19 protein-coding genes are annotated in these 19800 nt (G+C 60.0%); 9 read left to right on the top strand and 10 right to left on the bottom strand.

Features of this window, described 5'->3' with window-relative positions; translation table 11 throughout:
• Nucleotides 1–42: 42 nt before the first annotated feature.
• Nucleotides 43–1509 carry a catalase gene (locus AC2YB9_RS14490; protein ID WP_487266048.1) on the bottom strand — a complete coding sequence of 489 codons (1467 nt, stop codon included), beginning with the start codon at nt 1507–1509 and terminating at the stop codon, nt 43–45.
• Complete coding sequence (locus AC2YB9_RS14485; RefSeq protein ID WP_487266047.1) at nt 1506–1988, bottom strand: Fur family transcriptional regulator; 483 nt, start codon at nt 1986–1988, stop codon at nt 1506–1508. The genes AC2YB9_RS14490 and AC2YB9_RS14485 overlap by 4 nt, the downstream gene beginning before the upstream one ends.
• Before the next feature lie 179 nt (nt 1989–2167).
• On the opposite strand from AC2YB9_RS14485, the gene AC2YB9_RS14480 reads away from it, so the two are divergent.
• Complete coding sequence (locus AC2YB9_RS14480; RefSeq protein ID WP_487266046.1) at nt 2168–3364, top strand: MFS transporter; 1197 nt, start codon at nt 2168–2170, stop codon at nt 3362–3364.
• A gap of 19 nt (nt 3365–3383) precedes the next feature.
• On the opposite strand, the gene AC2YB9_RS14475 is transcribed toward AC2YB9_RS14480, so the two are convergent.
• The 8 genes from AC2YB9_RS14475 to galK all read right to left on the bottom strand — a co-directional run bounded on the left by AC2YB9_RS14475 (nt 3384) and on the right by galK (nt 11559).
• Complete coding sequence (locus AC2YB9_RS14475) at nt 3384–4889, bottom strand: DHA2 family efflux MFS transporter permease subunit (RefSeq protein ID WP_487266045.1); 1506 nt, start codon at nt 4887–4889, stop codon at nt 3384–3386.
• Nucleotides 4871–5434, bottom strand: coding sequence for a PadR family transcriptional regulator (locus AC2YB9_RS14470; RefSeq protein ID WP_487266044.1), 564 nt, complete (start codon nt 5432–5434; stop codon nt 4871–4873). The genes AC2YB9_RS14475 and AC2YB9_RS14470 overlap by 19 nt, the downstream gene beginning before the upstream one ends.
• 169 nt (nt 5435–5603) lie before the next feature.
• Nucleotides 5604–6551: an Abi-alpha family protein gene (locus tag AC2YB9_RS14465; RefSeq protein ID WP_487266043.1), complete on the bottom strand. Its 948-nt coding sequence runs from the start codon at nt 6549–6551 to the stop codon at nt 5604–5606.
• 12 nt (nt 6552–6563) lie between these two features.
• Complete coding sequence (locus AC2YB9_RS14460) at nt 6564–7856, bottom strand: hypothetical protein (protein ID WP_487266041.1); 1293 nt, start codon at nt 7854–7856, stop codon at nt 6564–6566.
• Nucleotides 7857–8012: 156 nt separating this feature from the next.
• Nucleotides 8013–9158: a GNAT family N-acetyltransferase gene (locus AC2YB9_RS14455; RefSeq protein WP_487266040.1), complete on the bottom strand. Its 1146-nt coding sequence runs from the start codon at nt 9156–9158 to the stop codon at nt 8013–8015.
• 10 nt (nt 9159–9168) lie between these two features.
• Nucleotides 9169–9441, bottom strand: coding sequence for a hypothetical protein (locus AC2YB9_RS14450; RefSeq protein WP_487266039.1), 273 nt, complete (start codon nt 9439–9441; stop codon nt 9169–9171).
• A 2-nt stretch (nt 9442–9443) separates the two neighbouring features.
• Entirely contained in the window at nt 9444–10307 is an 864-nt protein-coding gene (locus AC2YB9_RS14445; RefSeq protein WP_487266038.1) for a prephenate dehydratase, read from the bottom strand.
• Nucleotides 10308–10455: 148 nt separating this feature from the next.
• Nucleotides 10456–11559 carry a galactokinase gene (galK, locus tag AC2YB9_RS14440; protein ID WP_487266037.1) on the bottom strand — a complete coding sequence of 368 codons (1104 nt, stop codon included), beginning with the start codon at nt 11557–11559 and terminating at the stop codon, nt 10456–10458.
• A 50-nt stretch (nt 11560–11609) separates the two neighbouring features.
• Here galK and trpS point away from each other — a divergent pair, with 50 nt between their 5' ends.
• The 8 genes from trpS to AC2YB9_RS14400 all read left to right on the top strand — a co-directional run bounded on the left by trpS (nt 11610) and on the right by AC2YB9_RS14400 (nt 19761).
• Nucleotides 11610–12617 carry a tryptophan--tRNA ligase gene (gene trpS / locus AC2YB9_RS14435; RefSeq protein ID WP_487266036.1) on the top strand — a complete coding sequence of 336 codons (1008 nt, stop codon included), beginning with the start codon at nt 11610–11612 and terminating at the stop codon, nt 12615–12617.
• A 10-nt stretch (nt 12618–12627) separates the two neighbouring features.
• Nucleotides 12628–13146: a 2'-5' RNA ligase family protein gene (locus AC2YB9_RS14430; RefSeq protein WP_487266035.1), complete on the top strand. Its 519-nt coding sequence runs from the start codon at nt 12628–12630 to the stop codon at nt 13144–13146.
• A 72-nt stretch (nt 13147–13218) separates the two neighbouring features.
• Nucleotides 13219–13923 carry a succinate dehydrogenase cytochrome b subunit gene (locus tag AC2YB9_RS14425; protein WP_487266034.1) on the top strand — a complete coding sequence of 235 codons (705 nt, stop codon included), beginning with the start codon at nt 13219–13221 and terminating at the stop codon, nt 13921–13923.
• Between the two features lie 3 nt (nt 13924–13926).
• Nucleotides 13927–15861 (top strand): fumarate reductase/succinate dehydrogenase flavoprotein subunit, encoded by a 1935-nt coding sequence (locus tag AC2YB9_RS14420; protein WP_487266033.1) that lies wholly within the window; start codon nt 13927–13929, stop codon nt 15859–15861.
• Nucleotides 15858–16601 (top strand): succinate dehydrogenase/fumarate reductase iron-sulfur subunit, encoded by a 744-nt coding sequence (locus AC2YB9_RS14415; protein WP_487266032.1) that lies wholly within the window; start codon nt 15858–15860, stop codon nt 16599–16601. Before AC2YB9_RS14420 ends, AC2YB9_RS14415 begins: the two co-directional genes overlap by 4 nt.
• Before the next feature lie 201 nt (nt 16602–16802).
• The gene (locus tag AC2YB9_RS14410) at nt 16803–17213 is read left to right on the top strand and encodes a MarR family winged helix-turn-helix transcriptional regulator (protein ID WP_487266031.1); all 411 of its coding nucleotides are present in this window, start codon (nt 16803–16805) and stop codon (nt 17211–17213) included.
• Between the two features lie 7 nt (nt 17214–17220).
• Nucleotides 17221–18558 carry an MFS transporter gene (locus AC2YB9_RS14405; protein WP_487266030.1) on the top strand — a complete coding sequence of 446 codons (1338 nt, stop codon included), beginning with the start codon at nt 17221–17223 and terminating at the stop codon, nt 18556–18558.
• 36 nt (nt 18559–18594) lie between these two features.
• Nucleotides 18595–19761, top strand: a complete 1167-nt coding sequence (locus tag AC2YB9_RS14400; RefSeq protein ID WP_487266029.1) for an amidohydrolase — start codon at nt 18595–18597, stop codon at nt 19759–19761.
• Nucleotides 19762–19800 lie beyond the last annotated feature (39 nt).

Below are 19800 nucleotides of genomic sequence, written 5' to 3'. Positions count from 1 at the left end.
GTGGAACCCACCAGCACAGCCCACACATCAACTGCTGAGCGACTACTTTGCGCGTACTGCGGCCTCGATGCGCGCGCCGATTGTGGCATCTACATTCTTCCAATACTGGAAGACGCGCTCGAGCACTTCACCGTGAACGCCGTCGAGGGCGCCCGTGACAGTCTCGACGAACGTATCGCGCTGCGCGTCGTTGAAGACCTCACGGACCATCGTGCCAGCCTGGCCGAAGTCGTCATCCTCAGCATGCAGGTTGTACGCACTGCGGATCATGTCGCCATCGGTCTCCCAGCCATCCTCGACCGGACCGGTCTGATCGGCCCACGGACGGCCACCACTGTTGGGAGCGTAGACGGGCTGGGCGCCGGAGTGGTCGAAGGTCATCTGGCCGTCGAACATGTAGGTGTTGGTTTCGACGCCGTCCTTGGGACGGTTGACCGGCAATTGGTGAAAGTTGGTGCCGATGCGGTTGCGCTGGGCATCCGCATACGCGAACGCACGGCCCAACAGCATCTTGTCTGGCGATAGGCCGATACCGGGCACCGTGTTGCCGGGTGAGAACGCAGCCTGTTCGATTTGTGCGAAGAAGTTTTCGGGGTTGCGGTTGAGGGTGTACTTGCCCACCGGAATGAGCGGGTAGTCCGTATGCGGCCAAGTCTTGGTCAGGTCGAAGGAGTTGAAGCGGTAGTCCTTCGCCTCGGCATATGGCATCACTTGGATCGACACATTCCAGCTGGGGAAATCGCCCCGCTCGATCGCCTCGAACAAGTCCTGGCGATGGAAGTCGGCATTGTTGCCCGCCATCGCGGCAGCCTCGTCATTGCTGAAGAACTCCATACCCTGTTGGGTGTGGAAATGGTATTTGACCCAGAATTTCTCGCCGGCGGCGTTGATCCACATATAGGTATGTGAGCCGTAGCCGTTCATGTTGCGCCAGGTCTTAGGCAGGCCGCGCTCGCCCATCAGATAGGTGACTTGGTGCGCCGACTCGGGGTTGAGCGTCCAGAAGTCCCACTGCATCTGAGCCGAGCGCAGACCCGAATCGGGCAGCCGCTTCTGGCTGCGGATGAAGTGCGGGAACTTGATCGGATCACGCACGAAAAAGACTGGAGTGTTGTTGCCGACGATGTCGTAGTTGCCTTCGTCGGTGTAGAACTTCATCGAGTAGCCGCGGACATCGCGCCACGTGTCGGGGCTGCCCTGCTCGCCAGCGACGGTCGACATACGGAGCAGCATGTCGGTCTTGGTGCCGGGCTGGAACAGCGAAGCTTTGGTGTACTTGGAGACGTCTTCAGTGATCTCGAGGACGCCGAAGGCGCCTGAGCCTTTGGCGTGTGGGCTGCGCTCGGGAACGCGCTCACGGTTGAAATGGGCCATCTGTTCGAGGAAGTGGGTGTCATGCAGCAGGATCGGGCCGTTGGCGCCGATGCTGAGGCTGTTGCGATCCGAGGGTGCGGGTGCACCCGCACCGGTGGTCGAACCGCCGCTGGGATGTGGAACTGTCTCGGTCATTTCATGCTCCTTTTGGGGGGTTGGTGGGTTGAAGTGCGTTGAGTCAACTGGCATGCGGGACATAAGCCCCAGAAAGTCACTTCGGCTGTGTGCACGGAAAAGCCGTGGGAATCAGCGGCGGTCAAGCATGGCGCTGCGCCGATGACGCAATTGACATCGGTAACTGACCGGCAGGAAGTGCAGATTAGATGGTGGTGGTTGTCGCCGACACGACGCTCATACAGTGCTGACGATCCGGCCGGCTCGATACGGCGAGCGATCCCGGCATCGGTGAAAGCACCGAGGACGCCGTAGACAGCCTGGAGCGATGTCGTTGGAAGGCCTTCGGCGACGACTCGATAGAGCGTGTCGGCGTCGCTGTGTGGATGGGCGTCCAGCGCGGCGAGGACTGCCAACCGAGGGGAGGTGACTTTAAGGCCCGCGCTCCGCAGGTCGACACGGAATGCTTCCGTGTCAGCGGTGCGGGTCAGTGTTGCCATAACCATCACGATAACAGTTATCTTGAACTACTCAAGATAGCCAATACGGGATCATGGTGTGCGTCACCATATTGAGGTCGCTGCCGCTGAACCTTTTTGATTCTTGAGCGCAATCACCTGGCAGCTGTGACTTGGCCCTCGGCTGGAATAGGCAGAGATCCCGATGGCTTAAGTGATGAGTGACCTCTGTCGAAACGATCGTCCGCACTCGCACACCTCATGTGACGCTTGCCCTTGTGGCGTTGGCGCTGGGTGGGTTCGCAATCGGCACGACCGAGTTCATGACGATGGGATTGCTGCCGGAGATCGCGGCCGGGATTGACCAGGACGTTCCAACCACCGGCCACATCATCTCGGCGTATGCACTTGGCGTCGTTGTTGGCGCCCCGGTGATCGTGTCGATCGGGGCGAAACTGCCCAAGCGTGAACTCGCGATCGGGCTCGTGCTCGCACTCGGGATCGGTAATGCGATCACGGCGATGGCCAGCGGCTATTGGCCGGTCATGATTGCTCGTTTTCTGGCTGGGCTACCGCACGGTGCCTATTTCGGGGTGGCTTCACTGATTGCGGCCTCACTTGTGGCTCCGGAATTTCGGGGCCGGGCAGTCAGTTCAGTCATGCTCGGGTTGTCGGTAGCCACCGTAATCGGAGTCCCGGCGAGTCGCATTCTTGGTCAAGCCGTCGGCTGGCGAAGTGCCTATTGGGCCGTGCTGATCATCACGGTTGTGACGGCGGCTGCGATCTGGTCCCTCGTCCCGCACAGCCCCGCCAACAGCTCGGCCTCGATTCGGAGCGAGCTCGTCGCGCTCAAACAACCACAGGTCTTGTATGCGGTCGCGACCGGCATGATCGGCTTCGGTGGCATCTTCGCGATGTACAGCTATATCGCGCCGACGGTCACAGCTGTCACGAAATTATCGGAGAACTTTATCTGGGTGTTCCTTCTTGTCTTCGGCATTGGTTCAGTCGTCGGGACGTGGCTCGCCGGACGCTTGGCGGACTGGAATGTCGAACGCACACTCAGCGGCGGATTCCTCTCGATCGCCGCAGTCCTCGCGCTGTTCGTCGTCGGGTCGTCGTACGCCGTCGCGGCCCTCATGCTGGTGTTTCTGGTCGGCGTACTTGGCTCGGTCATCGCGATCAATATGCAGATCCACCTGATGCACGCGGCCGGGGATGCGCAGATGCTTGGCGCCGCGCTCAATCATTCGGCGCTCAACATTGCCAATGGGTTGGGCGCACTGCTCGGGTCGGTCACGATTGAGGCGGGCTACGGCTATCGATCGCCCAGCGCGGTGGGTGTTGGCCTCGCACTGCTGGGCCTGGTGATCTTCACGATCGCACGGACCCAGCAGAAGCAGCACTCCGAGCGCTGAGGAGCGTGGCCGACCGCAACTACCTGGTCGCCAGCTTGTCCTTTGCTCGTGGCTGTACGTGGTCGGGTTTGGCATATAGGAGCGTCGCAACTAAGCCGATCAACAAGACGAATGCGGGCAGATAAAGCGCCTGCGCCATCGATTCACTGAACTGATGGATGATCTGCGGCGGCAGCGTGCGGCCGACGGGTGCACCCGAGGCTGCACTGGTGTCGAAGCCCGGAAGGTTGACACGCAGGCGGGCTTCGATGATGACCGCGATTCCGGCACTGCCGAGAACGGCGCCGACCTGACGGGTCGCGTTGTAAATCCCGGCACCGGCACCGGCTTGAGACATTGGCAGATTGCGGGTCGCGGTCGCGCCGAGTGGTGCCCACATAAAGGCATTTGCGATGCCAAGTAGCGCCATCGGCAGCAAGATCTGCCAGGCCTTGCTTTCGGGCGTCATTTCATGGCTTAGCCAGAACAGCGACGCCGAGCAGGCGGCAAGACCGAATGCGGTAATCCCACGCGGGTGGACCCGGTCGACCAGTTTGCCCACGAATGGGGCGAGAACGAAGGACAACACGGCCATCGGCACTAGAAACAGCGCGCCCTTGGTGGCGCTCAAACCGCGGACCTCTTGGGCATAGAGGAAGAACGGGAAGGCCATGGCGGTGATGGCGAAACCGACCGTCATGATCGCGATGTTCGAGAGCGAGAAGTTGCGGTCACTGAAGATGCTCAGGGGGACCAGTGGCTCGGTGCGGATCTTGGATTGCCAATAGACAAAAGCGACAAACACGACGAGACCGACGCCGATCAGGCCCGGGACCGTGATGATTCCGGTCATGACTCCCCAGTCGTATTTCTCGCCCTCTTGGATGCCGAAGACAATGCAGAACATCGCCACAGCGCTGAGCCCTACGCCGACCCAATCGAAGTTGTGCGAGTGGGTTTCGAGCGACGGTACGAGCTTCCAGCACAGCCAGAACGCAAGGACGCCGATCGGCACATTGATGATGAAGATCCATTCCCAACCGGCGGTGTCAATCAGGACGCCACCAAGGATCGGGCCCACCAGCGTTGCGACGCCAGCAGTCGCACCCCAGAGCGCCATCGCCTGACCGCGATTGGAGGCAGGGAACGTGCGGGTGATGACCGCCATTGTCTGGGGTGTCATGAGCGAGGCGCCGAAGCCTTGGAAGATGCGTGCGAGGATCAGGAGACCGATGCTGCCGCTGAGCCCACAGCAAAGTGACGACACAGTGAACAGGACAAGACCAATTAGGTAGAGGTTCTTTGGCCCGAAGCGGTCACCAAGGCGACCGGTGATCAGCAGCGGGACTGCATACGCGAGCAGATAGGCGCTGGTCACCCACAGAACGCCGTTATAGGTCGTGTTGAGATCTTCCTTGATAACCGGCGTTGCGACCGAAACGATCGTCGTATCCACGAGAATCATGAAGAACCCTAGGACGAGTGCCCAAAGAGCCGGCCATGGGTTGAAGTCTTCGGCGACATCCGTCACGGATGGATTGGCCATGTTAAGTCCTTAGAAGTGAGGCGTTCGATCATGGTGGCAACCCAGTCACGTTCGGCGATTTTGAGAGTGTTGACGTAGTCACCGGCAAGCCAAAACGCTTCAGGCACGTCGCATGCGCGCGCGTCGTCGAGCAAGGCCTGAGTCTCGTCGATCTGACGATTGAGTTCTGCTAGATAAGTCTCAAGGCTGGCAATGACATTTTTACTCGGCAAATTGTGGGACTCGCTCAGCGCGACTGGAAAACGGGGAAATTCGTTCACCGGGGTCGTGAGGAGTTCGGCTATGCGCTCGGTCAAGGCCGCATTGCCCGCCGGGGTGATGGCGTAAGTCGTGCGCTCGGGCCGGTTGCCCTCGCGCTCAGTGCCGGTGGCCTTGACGAATTGGGCGGCCTCGAGCCGCTCGACCGCGTGATAAAGCGAGCCGGGACGGACCTTGATCAACCGGTCCTCGTGGCGCTCCATGAGGAGTTGGTACATCTCGTAGGGATGCATCGGGCGTTCGTTGAGCAGAGCCAACGCACCGACTGCTAAGGCGGTCAATGTCATGCGGCGGCTCCAATGGTCCGTACGAATTATTCCATGAGGAATATTAGGGGATCTGGAGACGAAGACAAACGTTGCCCTGTGCCTGCATTCCTCTGCTGCCTGGTGAGGTCACCTGCATGGGTTGACCGCCTCGGCCGATTTCCTCAGTACGCGCCGTGTGACCCGGCGATTAGTTGTTGTTCGGTGGTTGATTGTTGGTCAGACAAAGTTGGCAGAAGTCTTCGCCGAATTTCGTCAACTGGATGCGCCGATGGATGATCTTTGCCCCGAAGCCACCCTTCTTGATGAGCTGAGCAATGTTCGGCTGTGATTCGACGAGTTGATAACGGGCCGGGTCGTCGACTTCTTCTTTCGAAAAGTTCACCAACCCAAGCCGGTTGAGGTTGGTGAGGTAAGGATGGATGCGTTCGGGATCACGGCAGCCCGCATGCTCGGCGATCATATTGAGCCCGGCAGCAATCAGTTGCGAACCGATACCCAATGGTCGGCCGGTCCGTATGTCGAGTGACGGCTGGGCACCGTTGAGGGCCAAGAAACGTAGAATGCGGGCTTCGTCCGGTGCTAACTCGGTGAGAATCCGAGCATAGGCAGGATGTTCCGCGTCGTTGGACTGAAGATTCGCTGAGCGCCATAAAAGCGCCGCGCCGCCAGCCTGCAGTTCCTTGATTGAGGCGGGGGAACTGATCGCCGAATCGGGACGATCAGACCGGTTGCTGTCGATGCCGAGCGCACGCAGTGCGACACCGCGCAGGTCAGAAGCTGCATTGGCAAGAATTTCACCGGCGGGTTCGCCGTCGAGCGCTCTGCGCGTGACGTAGGTGCTTGCCGACACGGTCGCCTTCACTGACCAGCTCGTCAGATGCCACCAGGTTGTCGCGCCCACCATCGCGAGTCCAGGCGCGGCACGAAGCAAGTTGGCATTCAACCCAAGAGCGGGGGGATCGTCGTCCAAGTTGTCGAGGTCGCTCAAGCTGCTGGGGCCGTCGAGGATGGCGGCAATTGCGTCAGCATTCATACCGGCGCCATCAACCTCGTCGTCCGCCGGGCGGACATTGCCAACTGGGCGCCTGCCGTCGGAAGGATTGACCAGTTCCGCCTGGGTGAAATTATCTGTCATGCGGTGCCCTTTTCAGAATGGGAAAATTGCCAAGTGGATGAGGCCAGCGAACAAGCCAAGAAAGCCGCCGTGCAGGAAAAGTAGCCACTCGTCCTGTTTGATCGCTGAACGCAGCATGTCGGCTACGTCGTTCGGGCCCATTGTGCTCATCTGCTTGGCAATGAAGGTCTCGATCTTTGCAGCCTGTTTTCTATTGAATTCTGCGTCCTCGAAAGCCAACGGGGCAAATGCGGTTGCCTCGGCGGCGACTGAATCGCGGATATGGCCGTATTCACGGCTGCCAACGACGACTCGAACCAGTCGTCTGCTCGGTCCGACTGCTCGGTCGACGGCGGGACGCAGGGTGCGATCGAACATCTGAAGCGTGCGATCGGATGACGGACCGTTCATGAGCTCGTCGCCGATGTTCTCCAACGTGATGACTCGCTCGGCGATCAGTTGGGAGTATGACGCGGTGATCTCGGGGGTGCGCTTGAGTAGCAGACCTTGACGCCAAGGGATCCATTTATTGGGATAGATCGGCTCGAAGATCATGCTGATACCGATGTAGTTGACCATCCAGCCGATCACGATTCCGCCGATGGGCAAGACCCACCAGAACGGCAGAAAATGCAGGACGGCGACGAGAACAAGACCGCACGGGAAGCCGAAGTAGAAGCCGAAGTTCTGCATGAAGCGTAGTTCCTTGCCGCCGATCTTCTGGAACAACTCGTTCAGGATCTCCGGATGCTCACCGAAATAACGGATGACCATCAACTTCACATCAATGAGGTTATCGATGTTGTCGCCGATTTGGTCGGTGATGTCCTTGACGATGGCGGGCAGCTGCCGGCGCACGCGCAAATGAACGGCTTCTTTGACCAGCGGCGGCAAGTTGTACCAAAGTTGAGGATTTTCGCGGATCATGATCTCTTCGACGACCGAATGGATTCTGTCCTGCGCGATCATCGTGAGGTGCATGGCGATCGCGTCGGGCTCGAGCTGTTCGTAGAAATCTCTGACGCTGCCAAGCTTCGCCAGCCCCTTGTCAACTGAGATACTTGCCATCTTGTCTGCACGGGACGGGATGATGCCTTGCCAACCAAATCCGCCATCGTGCCGAATCAGTGGAAGAATTCGAATGCGCCGTGGCAGATAGGGGAAAACTGCCCGCAGGCCTGGCACGTGGACGCCTTTGAACTTCAGCGGCCTGAATAGCATCAAGATGCCGGTCCAGTTGGTGATGTAACCGATGATCCCGGTGAAGATTGGGATGGAAATGAGCTCGATCAGCAGGCCGTTGGCTTGCGGTATCAGCGGGAACATGTGCGCCCATCTTTCCACTATGTTGTTAGCCGACTACGACGTCGAATTGGGCAGCGGTCGTTGAGGCGCCAACTGAAATCTGCCCCAACTTAATTTAACCACCGACGACACCGGGGTAGTTAGCAAATAGGAAATGATCTTAACTCGCAGTTACATTTACCGTTTGGGCGCTGCCACCGGGCTGCGGTTGGCAGTTTCTGCGGCCAATAACTCATAGCTGTTCATATCGGCGAACGAGCCATCGCCGAGTGGGTCGAGTTGGGACTCGGTGCCTACCAGCGTGAAGCCGTTGTTGGTGGCGACCCGGTTGCTGGCGGAATTGCCGGTTGCCACCATGAGAGTCAAGCGGCGCATACCCAACGCGCCGAAGGCGTGCTCGATCGCCAGCCGGGTGGCTTCGGTCATGAGGCCGCGACCGCGCGCCTCTGGATGGGTCCAGTAGCCGATCTCGCCGTTAAACGGGTTGAGTTCGGTCATCCCAAAGATTCCAATGTGGCCCAATAATTCGTCGGAGTTCCGATCGGCCACGGTCCAGGTGATCTTCGTGCCTTTGGCAGCTTGCCAGATGCTCTCGTGGTGCAACATTCGTGCGGTCGCCTGCGTGTATGGCTTGGGCAGGCCGCCGAGCCAGAGTTGTGATCGTTCATCGGTGCAGGCCTCGACGATTCGGCCAGCGTCGGTTTCCTGATTCGGCCTCATGCGGAAACTGCCGCTTTCAAGGACGGGCGCGGCAAGCCACTCGGTTTTAGGCCCGGGTTTATCCCCGAAACGGAGATGAGCAGACCACGCGTCGAGGACCTGTTCGCGCTCATAGAGAAGTCCCGGGGATGTGCCATCAAGGGTGAAACCGGCCGCCCAAGCGGCGCGTAGCGACGCCTCATTGCCGATCCGCGAACGCCAGTGGATGATTTCGACGCCGCCTTCGATGAAGGCCCAATTGGCAGCGAGCTCCAATGCACGCCGGATCAAGCCGCGGCCACGTGCCCATGGGTGCAACACGAAACCGACATCGGCGATTGGCATGCCGCGGATATCAATGTTGCCAGCGAACGTCTCGACGCCGGTGTCGTCGGTGGCTTCGATTGCCCAACCGCGGAAGTTCTTCTGCTCCCAGCCGATCCGCATAATTTCGGTAGCGAAGTGCTGTGAGTCGGCGCGCGTGTTGTTGAGCGGAATCGACGTCCAGCGCAATGCTTCGGGATCGAGCGCCAACTCATACAAAAGTTCGACGTCAGCCGGGCTGTGTGCACGTAGCGTCACGACGCCATCGCTCAGGACGGGTACGTCCTGCGGAAACCTCATGGCGTTAACCCTAACCGGCGAACAGCCGCGTCAGCTGCCAGCCGAGTACGACTGCACCGATGAGTCGCCGGAATGGATTGGCGCCCCGCAGGAGCTCGTCCAGCCCCCAGACGATGAGCGCGCCCGAACCGATCCAGCTCAGTTTGTGGTCGAGTTCGGTGCCGCTGAAGATGCGTCCCGCAAACGCGGCAATCCAGACCAGGAGTGCTGGATTCGGCGACTGGGCGATGACGACTCTGCCGGTGGCCCGATCGGTGAACCACCAGTTGAATAGTGGGCGCATGGTCAGCTGTCGGTGGTCCGGTTGGCAGTGGTGCGATAAGGACTGGCAGGATAGACGCCCATGATTTTGACCTTGGTGGTGAAGAACTCGAGCTCTTCCAAGGCATGTTTGAGGCCCAGATCATCGGGGTGGCCATCGACTTCCGCGAGGAACTGCGTCGCAGCAAATTTGCTGCCGACCATGTACGACTCAAGTTTCGTCATGTTGACGCCGTTGGTGGCGAACCCACCGAGCGCCTTGTAGAGCGCCGATGGCAGGTTGCGGACGTTGAAGATAAAGGTGGTGATGGTCGGTCCGATATCCGGCGGAGCCTGGATGAAATCGCGAGATAGGACGACGAAGCGGGTCGTATTGTTCGGCTCATCCTCGATGTCAGCGGCGAGCACATCGAGCCCATAAATCTCGGCCGCGAGCGATGTTGCGATCGAGGCTTTGGTCGGATCAGCGGCTTCGGCGACTTCACGCGCCGAACCGGCTGTGTCACCGGCGATGACCGGTTTCAGACCAAGTTTTCGGATGATCTTGCGGCTCTGACCGAGTGCGTGCACATGGCTGTGGACGGTCTTGACCGTCTCGAGACTGGATCCAGATATCCCGAGCAAATGATGTTCGATCGGTAGGAAATGCTCGGCGATGATGTGCAAACCCGAGGTCGGCAGGAAGTGATGGATGTCGGCCACCCGGCCGGCGATCGAGTTGTCGATCGGGATCATCGCAAGTTCGATCGAGCCGCCGCTCACGGCAGCAAAAACGTCCTCGAAGGAAGCGCAAGCAACGGCCTCCCACTCAGGGAATGCGGCCTTGCAGATGATGTGCGAATTTGCTCCGGGCTCGCCCTGATAGGCGATGCGATGTTGATCGGTCACGGATTAAGGTTCTCACGGGCCAAGATGCCTTACGTCCCGCCGATCCCTCACCAACTCGCTGGGCTGGGGGTCCCTCCCACGCGCGAAGCGCGTAGGAGGGAGACGTTTCGGCCCCAAAAACGCGAATTTAAGGGCCGAAACGTCGGACTCACGGCGTTGTGACTTCGTGCACTCCCGCCGACGGCTCGACGGCAAAAAACGTGGGCGCAGTGAATTGGTGGAAGGCGAAGCGGGCGGAGACCTTCTCGGCCAACTGCGCGCGTAATGAGGCGTCGACGAGAGCGATGACACTGCCGCCGAAGCCGCCGCCGGTCATACGAGCGCCGAGCGCACCGGCTTCGATCGCGGCCTCGACCGCGATGTCGAGCTCCATCCGACTGACCGCGAAGTCATCCTTGAGTGAAGTGTGTGAAGCGGTGAGCATCGTGCCGAGTTGAGTCCAGTTCCGGGCGCTGAGCGCGCGTACGGCGCCGCGGACTCGGGCGGTCTCGGTGATGACATGGCGGGTACGAGCCTTGAGTACGTCGTCGTCAAGCTTGAACACGGCGTCAACGCTGGCATCGGCAAGATAATCAAGTCCGAGTGTCTCGGCAGCCTGAGAGCATTCGGTGCGGCGCTCGCCGTAGGAACCATCAGCGAGATCGTGTCGCGTGTTCGTATCGATGACGACGAGACTCAGACCAGCGTCGGTCCAGTTCACGGGAATGTGCTCAAGGGTTGGACGAGCAGGTCGTGAATCGATCAGCATGGCGTGCGCGCTCATCGCGCACAGCACGGCAACCTGATCCATAATCCCGGTGGGGGCGCCAGCGAAATCATTCTCGGCGGTCCGGCAGATCAGCGCGAGATCGATCGGCTCGAGTCCCACGTCATACAAACCGTTGAGCGCGCTGCCAACGACGGCCTCGACCGCGGCAGACGAGGAGAGGCCAGCACCACTCGGCAGGCTGCCATCGAGGACCAGATCAGCACCGCCGACCGGGTGGCCAGCCTGCGCCAGCGCCCAGAAAATTCCGGCGATATAAGCGGCCCAACCCTTGACCTCCTCGGGCCCGGAAGTCGCGGCGAACTCGGCGTTCTGATTGCCGCCGAAGGTTGTCCAGACTCGTACCAGATCATCGTCACGGCGCCGCGCCTTGAGCGCGATGCCCTTGTCAATCGCGATCGGTAGGACCGGTCCACCGTTGTAGTCGAGGTGTTCACCGATGAGGTTGACCCGCCCCGGCGCGATCCATTGCCGTACGTCGCTCATGTCGTGAGCCTAGCGGGGCCGGTCGGGCCGCGACTGGCAGAATGTCCCACATGCCCAATGCTTCCCGCCCTCGTTCGCTCTCCGGTATTCAACCGACCTCGGATTCCTTCCATTTCGGCAACTACTTCGGGGCGATTCGGCAATGGGTGGCGCTGCAGGAAGACCACGAGGCGTTTTATTTCATCGCCGATATGCACGCGATCACGGTGCGGTACGACCCAGCTGAGCTGCGCGAACGTACCTATCGTTCGGCCGCACAGCTGATTGCCGCTGGTGTTGATCCCGAGCGCAGCGCGTTATTCGTCCAGAGCCAAGTTCCTGAGCACGCACAACTTGCCTGGGTGCTCAACTGCATCACTGGTTTCGGCGAGGCCAGCCGCATGACCCAATTCAAGGACAAATCGGCCAAGGCCGGTGCAGACCGGGCGAGTGTCGGACTCTTTACCTACCCGGTGCTGATGGCCGCGGACGTGCTGATCTATCGAGCCGATCGAGTCCCGGTGGGGGAGGACCAGCGGCAGCATCTTGAGCTGACCCGCAATCTCGCCCAACGCTTCAATCACCGGTTTGGCGAGACGTTCACGGTGCCCGAACCGTACATCCTTAAAGGCACCGCCAAACTCGTCGACCTGCAGGATCCGACGGCCAAGATGAGCAAGTCGGGATCCGCGCCCAACGGCATCATCGACCTGCTGGACGACCCGAAGAAAGCGGCCAAGAAAATTCGCTCAGCAATCACTGACTCGGATAGTGAGATCCACTTCGACCCGGAGAACAAGGCCGGGATTTCCAATCTGCTCACTATCTATTCGGCCATCACCGGTGAATCGATCGCCGCGATCGAGAAATCCTTCGAAGGCCAGCAATATGGGGCGTTTAAGGTCGCACTGGCTGAGATCGTCGCAGACTTCGTCGCAGCCTTCTCCGAACGAACAAATGCACTGCTTGACGACCGGGGCGAGCTCGATCAGATCCTCAGACGTGGCACGGAGCGTGCGCGTGAGGTCGCATCGAAGACGCTGGCCGATGTCTATGAGCACTCCGGCTTCGTGCGCTAGGTCCACGATCATGTTGACGATGGGTGTGGCCATAGCGGTCCCCGAGCCGTATGGCTCGCGGCTTCGCCGCAAACGCGCCAGCTTCGGTGACCCGTTGGCCGCGACCGTGCCGAGTCATGTCACGTTGATGCCGCCGCTGACCCTTGAGCGCGATGGGCTCGAAGGTGTCTGCAAGGCGCTTCGAGCAGCGGCCGCAGAGCTTCGCCCGTTTTCGATGACTCTGCGTGGCACGGGAACATTTCGGCCGGTTTCACCGGTCGTTTTCCTGGCGATTGTTGACGGTGTCGCAGGCATCGAGGAAATCGCCGCAGCGGTGCGCTCCCAACTCGATGCGCCGCCGGCGGAGTTTCCGTTCCACCCGCATGTGACCGTCGCACACAACATCGACGACGCAGCGTTGGATCGAGCGCATGCCGATCTGAGTGACTTCGAATGCACGTTCCAGGTCGACTCATTCGACCTCTACCTGCATGAACGCGGAATTGGATGGGTGCCGAAACACGCTTTTCGGCTCGGTATCTCGGTGTGATCTGTTGCACACTTTGATCACTTAGGTGAGCCTTCGTCCCCACGGCACTGGTTTTGGTCTTAGAGTGCAAGCGTGGCAAACGTGACTTTGGCGCGTCGTTCGACGGTCGCCCTCAAATCCGCAATGGCGGTATCAGGCCTGATCATGGTCGCCTTCCTCTTGGCGCACATGTACGGCAACCTCAAGGTCTTCAGCGGCCGTGAGGCATTCAATGTCTACGCGGAGCACCTGCGTACGATCGGTGAGCCCCTGCTTCCGCACAAGGGCGCGCTGTGGACTATCCGTGTGGTGTTGCTTGCCAGTGTGTTCCTCCACATCTATGCGGCAATGACGCTGTGGAAGCGCAACCGGAAGGCTGGCGGCTATGTCGGGGCGAAGCGCTACCAGACAAAACAGAACCGCACGGGCATCCAGCGTTCCTACGCTTCATTCACGATGCGTTGGGGTGGCTTGACGATCCTGTTGTTCATCATCTTCCACCTGCTCAACCTGACGACCAACGACATCCATCCCGGTGGTGCGACACCGAGCCCGTATGACCGTGTCGTCAACTCGTTCGGAATTTGGTGGGTTGTACTCGCATACACGGTGGCAATGTTGGCCGTTGGCTTCCATTTATGGCACGGCTTCTGGAGTGCATTGACAAGCCTCGGCGGCAATCACAGCAGCAGCCGACGCGCCTCCAATCTCAATGGTTTGGCGATCGCGGTTGCTGTCATCATCACGGTCGGCTTCTTACTGCCACCGTTCTCAATCCTCTTCGGATGGGTGGGTTAATCCATGGCTCAGTTCCACACAGACGGTGCGCCGATCAAGGACGAAAAAGGACCCGAAGGGCCGATCGACGAGCGCTGGGACAAGCGCCTCATGGCTGGCAAATTGGTCAACCCAGCCAACCGCCGCAAGCTCAGCGTCATCATCATCGGCACCGGACTTGCCGGCTCCTCGGCGGCGGCAACGCTCGGCGAAGCCGGCTATCACGTCAAAAGTTTCTGTTATCAGGACACGCCGCGTCGCGCACACTCGATCGCTGCGCAGGGCGGCATCAACGCAGCCAAGAACTATCGCAATGACGGCGACAGCGTTTACCGACTCTTCTATGACACGGTCAAGGGCGGTGACTACCGCTCGCGCGAGTCCAATAGTTACCGGCTCGCCCAGATCAGCGCGCAGATCATTGATCAGTGTGTTGCCCAGGGCGTTCCGTTTGCGCGTGAGTACGGCGGACTGCTCGACAACCGTTCATTCGGTGGCGCCCAGGTGTCGCGTACGTTCTACGCTCGCGGGCAAACCGGTCAGCAACTTCTGATCGGCGCGTATCAAGCGCTTGAGCGCCAGGTTGCGGCCGGCACGGTCGAGGTCAACACGCGCCACGAAATGCTCGAACTCATCGTCGTTGACGGCAAAGCACGCGGCGTCATCGTGCGCAACATGGTGACCGGTGAAATCGAGACCCACTTCGCGGACGCAGTTGTGCTCGCTTCCGGTGGCTACGGCAATGTCTTCTTCCTTTCCACCAATGCGATGGGCAGCAATGCCACCGCAACGTGGCGTGCACACCGTAAGGGTGCCTACTTCGCCAATCCCTGTTACACGCAGATCCACCCGACCTGCATCCCGGTCAGCGGCGAATACCAGTCGAAGCTGACGCTCATGAGCGAGTCGTTGCGCAATGACGGCCGGATCTGGGTGCCGAAGAAGGCCAAGGACGACCGCAAGCCCAAGGACATCCCCGCGGACGAGCGCGACTACTACTTGGAGCGGATCTACCCGTCGTTCGGCAACCTTGTTCCTCGTGACGTCGCCTCGCGCAACGCGAAGAATATCTGCGATGCAGGTTTCGGCGTCGGACCGGGCGGTCTCGGCGTCTATTTGGACTTCGCCGATGCGCTTGAGCGCCTCGGTCGTCCCGCGGTCGAAGCCAAGTACGGCAACCTGTTCGATATGTATCAGCGGATCACCGGCGACGATCCGTATGAAACGCCGATGCGCATCTATCCGGCGATGCATTACACAATGGGTGGTCTGTGGGTCGACTACGACCTGCAGAGCAACATCCCCGGCCTGTTTGTCGCGGGCGAAGCGAACTTCTCCGATCACGGTGCCAACCGCCTAGGTGCTTCGGCACTCATGCAGGCGCTCGCCGATGGCTACTTTGTCCTGCCCAACACGATTAGCGACTATCTTGCTGGCGGGCCGTTCGAGAAGGTGGACGAGTCACATCCGGCTGCCGTTGAGGCGAAGACCGCGGTCGATGAGCGGATCAAGAAGCTGCTCGCGATTCAAGGTTCCCGTACGGTCGACTCGTTCCATAAGGAATTGGGTCACATCGTGTGGGAATACTGTGGCATGGAACGTGACGCGGCAGGACTCGAAAAGGCCGTTGGCCTGATCCGCGCGCTCAAAGAAGAGTTCTGGAAGGACGTCAAGATCACCGGCGTCAACGAAGAGTTCAATCAGACGCTCGAGCGGGCCAACCGAGTTGGCGACTTCTTCGAACTCGCCGAACTCATGTGTATCGATGCGCTCACCCGCGGTGAATCCTGTGGCGCGCACTTCCGCAGTGAGAGTCAGACCGAGGAACATGAAGCGCTTCGCGACGACGAGAACTATGCGTTCGTCTCCGCATGGGAGTTCGGTGGCGATACGCCAATCCTGCACAAGGAAGAACTCACTTATGACTACATCGAAATGAAGCAGAGGAGCTACAAGTGAACATCACTCTGCGCGTCTGGCGCCAAAAAGGTCCCGATGACAAGGGCAAAATGGTCACGTATGGCCTCGAGGACGTGTCGACCGACATGTCATTCCTCGAAATGCTTGATGTGCTCAACGAGCAGTTGACGCTGACCGGCGATGAGCCGGTGGCCTTCGACCATGACTGCCGCGAGGGCATTTGTGGCGCGTGTGGGGTCGTCATCAACGGCATCGCGCACGGCCCGGAGGTCACGACGACCTGCCAGCTGCACATGCGCAGCTTCACCGACGGTGACGTCATTGACGTCGAGCCGTGGCGCGCTGGCGCTTTCCCCGTTATCAAAGATCTCGTTGTCGATCGTACGTCCTTCGATCGCATTATCCAGGCCGGCGGCTTCATCAGCGCTCCGACCGGTGCCGCGCCCGATGCCAACGCGGTACTCGTGCCAAAGAAAGATGCCGATCACGCCTTCGATGCCGCGACCTGCATTGGTTGCGGTGCCTGTGTTGCGGCCTGTCCGAATGGTTCAGCGATGTTGTTCGCCGGCGCGAAGGTGGCCCACCTGGGTCTGCTTCCGCAGGGTCAGCCTGAGCGCGATTCCCGTGTCATCGGCATGGTCAACGCACATGATCACGAAGGCTTCGGCAGCTGCACCAACATCGGCGAATGCCATTCGGCCTGCCCGAAAGAAATTCCGCTTGACGTCATCGCGCAACTCAATCGCGATCTGCTCAGCGCTATCACTAGGTCAGAGTAAGACTGCTTAAGCCAACCAAAAGGGCCCGACCGCATAGCGGCCGGGCCCTTTCGCCATGCTTCAAACCTACGTGGGCGGTGCCTCAGCAACGTAACTTCGCCAGGATGAGGTTGCTGAGACACCGCCCGACCTCGCATTAGGTTGCTGAGACACCGCCAACCGCGATTTTGATTAGCAGAGTTAATTAGTTATGCTAATGATATGCCAACTGATTCTCAACGACTTTCACAATCGGTTGTGCGACTCACCCGGCGACTTCGCCAAGAGCGGCATTCAGACTTGACGCCAACACAATTGGCAGTCCTTGGAACGCTCCTCACGAAAGGCCCGATGACACCAAGTGCCATCGCGGCACGCGAGCACGTGCAACCGCCATCGATGACTCGAACAATCAACTGCCTCGATGAATTGGACCTCATCACGAGATCACCGCATCCGGAGGACGGTCGCCAGATCGTCGTGGCGATCTCCGCCAAAGGTGAGGAAATCATCGTCGCCGAGCGGGCCCGACGCGATCAATGGCTTGCCTGCTGCTTCACCGAACTCACTCCTGCGGAGCGCAAACTGCTCCGCGACGCCACTGCACTGCTTGAACGCCTGACCGCCTCGTGAACCAACCATGAGTCCCATCTTCAAATCCCTCCGAGTTCGTAACTACCGCATCTATGCCGCTGGCGCGTTGGTGTCCAATACCGGCACCTGGATGCAGCGAGTTGCACAGGACTGGCTGGTCCTCCAACTAACCCACAGCGGCACCGCGCTCGGCATCACAACCGGCCTCCAGTTGTTGCCGGCGCTGCTGCTCTCGCCAATTGCGGGTGTGGTCGCCGATCGTTATCCCAAACGCACCGTATTGCGCTTCACCCAGATTGCGATGGCCCTGCCCGCTGTATTCCTCGGGATCCTCGCGGTCAGCGGCGTCGTGCAGATTTGGCATGTGTTTGCGTTGGCTTTTATATTCGGCATCGGCACTGCCTTCGATGCGCCGGCACGGCAATCCTTCGTCATTGAGATGGTCGGCAAAGATGATGTCGCCAATGCAGTCGGGCTCAACTCAGCCTCGTTCAACATCGGCCGCATGATCGGCCCCGCAGTCGCCGGTCTGATGATTGCCGCACTTGGTTCGGGCGTCAGTGCGACCGGCTGGGTCATCATCATCAATGGGCTTAGCTATCTCGCGGTTTTCGTTTCGCTCAACCTGCTCGACATGGCGCGGCTGCGGCCAGCCCCGGTCGTCGGTGAGCGCAAGGGCGCGGTGCGCGATGGATTGCGCTACGTACGATCGCGCCCCGATATGGTGCTTATTTTGATGAGCGTTTTCTTCGTCGGGACGTTCGGCATGAATTTTCAGATGACCAGCGCGTTGATGGCTACTGCGGTGTTTCACAAGGGCGCGGGGGAATATGGCGTGCTCGGCTCGATCATGGCCGTTGGCTCCCTAATCGGTGCCCTCATGGCGGCCCGCCGTACCGAACCCAGACTCCGTACGATTGTGTTCGCCGGTATGTCGTTTGGGATTCTCGAGGTTGCCGCGGGGCTCATGCCGTCGTACCTCACATTTGCCCTTATCTTGCCGCTGCTCGGGCTCAGCGCGTTGACGATGGTGACGTCGGCAAATGCGATGATCCAGATGACCTCGAGCGCACAGATGCGCGGCCGGGTGACAGCGCTCTACATCATGATTTTTCTGGGCGGCACACCATTCGGCGCGCCATTCATCGGCTGGGTGGGCGAGGAGTTCGGCGGGCGTTGGACGTTGATCGTCGGTGGTGGACTCTCGATGCTCGGCATTGCGATTGCCGTCCTTTATTATTGGCGGAGTCAGGGCATACAACGAACGCAGTTGCGTGTTGCGGCCCGCGAGCTTCGGCTCAACTACTCGGTTCGGGAAAGCAAGTCGCGGATTGTGGCCCGCCTCGCTCGGACGGATCGGCCAGTCCCTAAGCTCGCCCGTTGACGGCGGTCGAGACCCCGGCGGCGTTATCCTGAGCAGATGGCCCCCAACTTCTCGATCAATGACGCCGTCGATGTGATCGCACCCGACCTGATCGAGTTGCGCCGGGACTTCCATGCGTTCCCAGAACTCTCGTGGAACGAACACCGTACGACTGACCTTGTCGCGGCGTGGTTGGGCAAAGCTGGCATTGCGCATGACCGGCTGGACGGTACCGGCATCGTCGCCGATCTTGGCCCTGACGAGGGACCCATCGTGGCACTTCGTGCGGATCTAGATGCGCTCCCGATCCAAGACACCTCGACCGATCCGTGGCGCTCTACCGTCCCGCAGGTTGCTCATGCCTGCGGCCATGATGTCCACACCACAGCACTGATCGGCGCCGCGCTGGCACTTGCACAGCGCCAACTCGTCAGACCGCTTCCGGCCCGTATCCGTTTGATTTTTCAACCAGCTGAGGAAGTTATGCCCGGCGGTGCGCTCAGGGTCCTAGCAGCTGGTGCGCTGAAGGGAGTGTCACGGATCTTTGCGCTCCATTGCGATCCGTCCCTTGATGTCGGCTTCGTCGGGGTACGAGAAGGCCCAATCACCGCTGCGACAGATCAGGTCACGGTGACCTTGAATGGTCGCGGCGGCCATACGTCACGACCCCACTTGACTGAAGACCTCACCTTCGCGCTCGGCACCTTGCTGACCCAATTGCCGGCCGCGCTGTCGCGGCGGTTCGATCCCCGTGCTGGCGTGAGCATGGTGTGGGGGAGCGTCAACGCAGGTCACGCGGCCAATGTCATACCGTCCACGGGTGAACTGAACGGGACGCTGCGGACACTCGACGCAACCGCCTGGCATCAGGCTGAGCATCTCGTGCGCGGATTAATCGCCGACATCATCGAGCCCTACGGAGTGAGCGCCAAGATCACCTATGTGCGCGGCGTTCCGCCAGTCGTCAACGACTTCGATGCGACGCAACGGTTGCGAACTGCGGTCACCGCTGCGGTTGGTGCCGGGGGCGTGGCGTCAACGACGCAGAGTCTTGGCGGCGAGGATTTCGCGTGGTACCTCGAATCAATTCCCGGTTCGATGGGGCGTCTTGGCACCAGGACCCCCGATGGGCCGACCTACGATATTCATCAGGGAAATCTGCGCATCGATGAGCGAGCAATTGCAATCGGCGCCAAGGTTTTGGCTGCCGCTGCCCTTGCATGAGACCAATTTTGTCGCGCCGAGGTTACAACTCGGTATCGA

The organism is Aeromicrobium changchenzhani (assembly GCF_057586615.1).
Note: the sequence above shows the minus strand (reverse complement) of the source record. Positions and strands in the feature narration are given on the sequence as shown.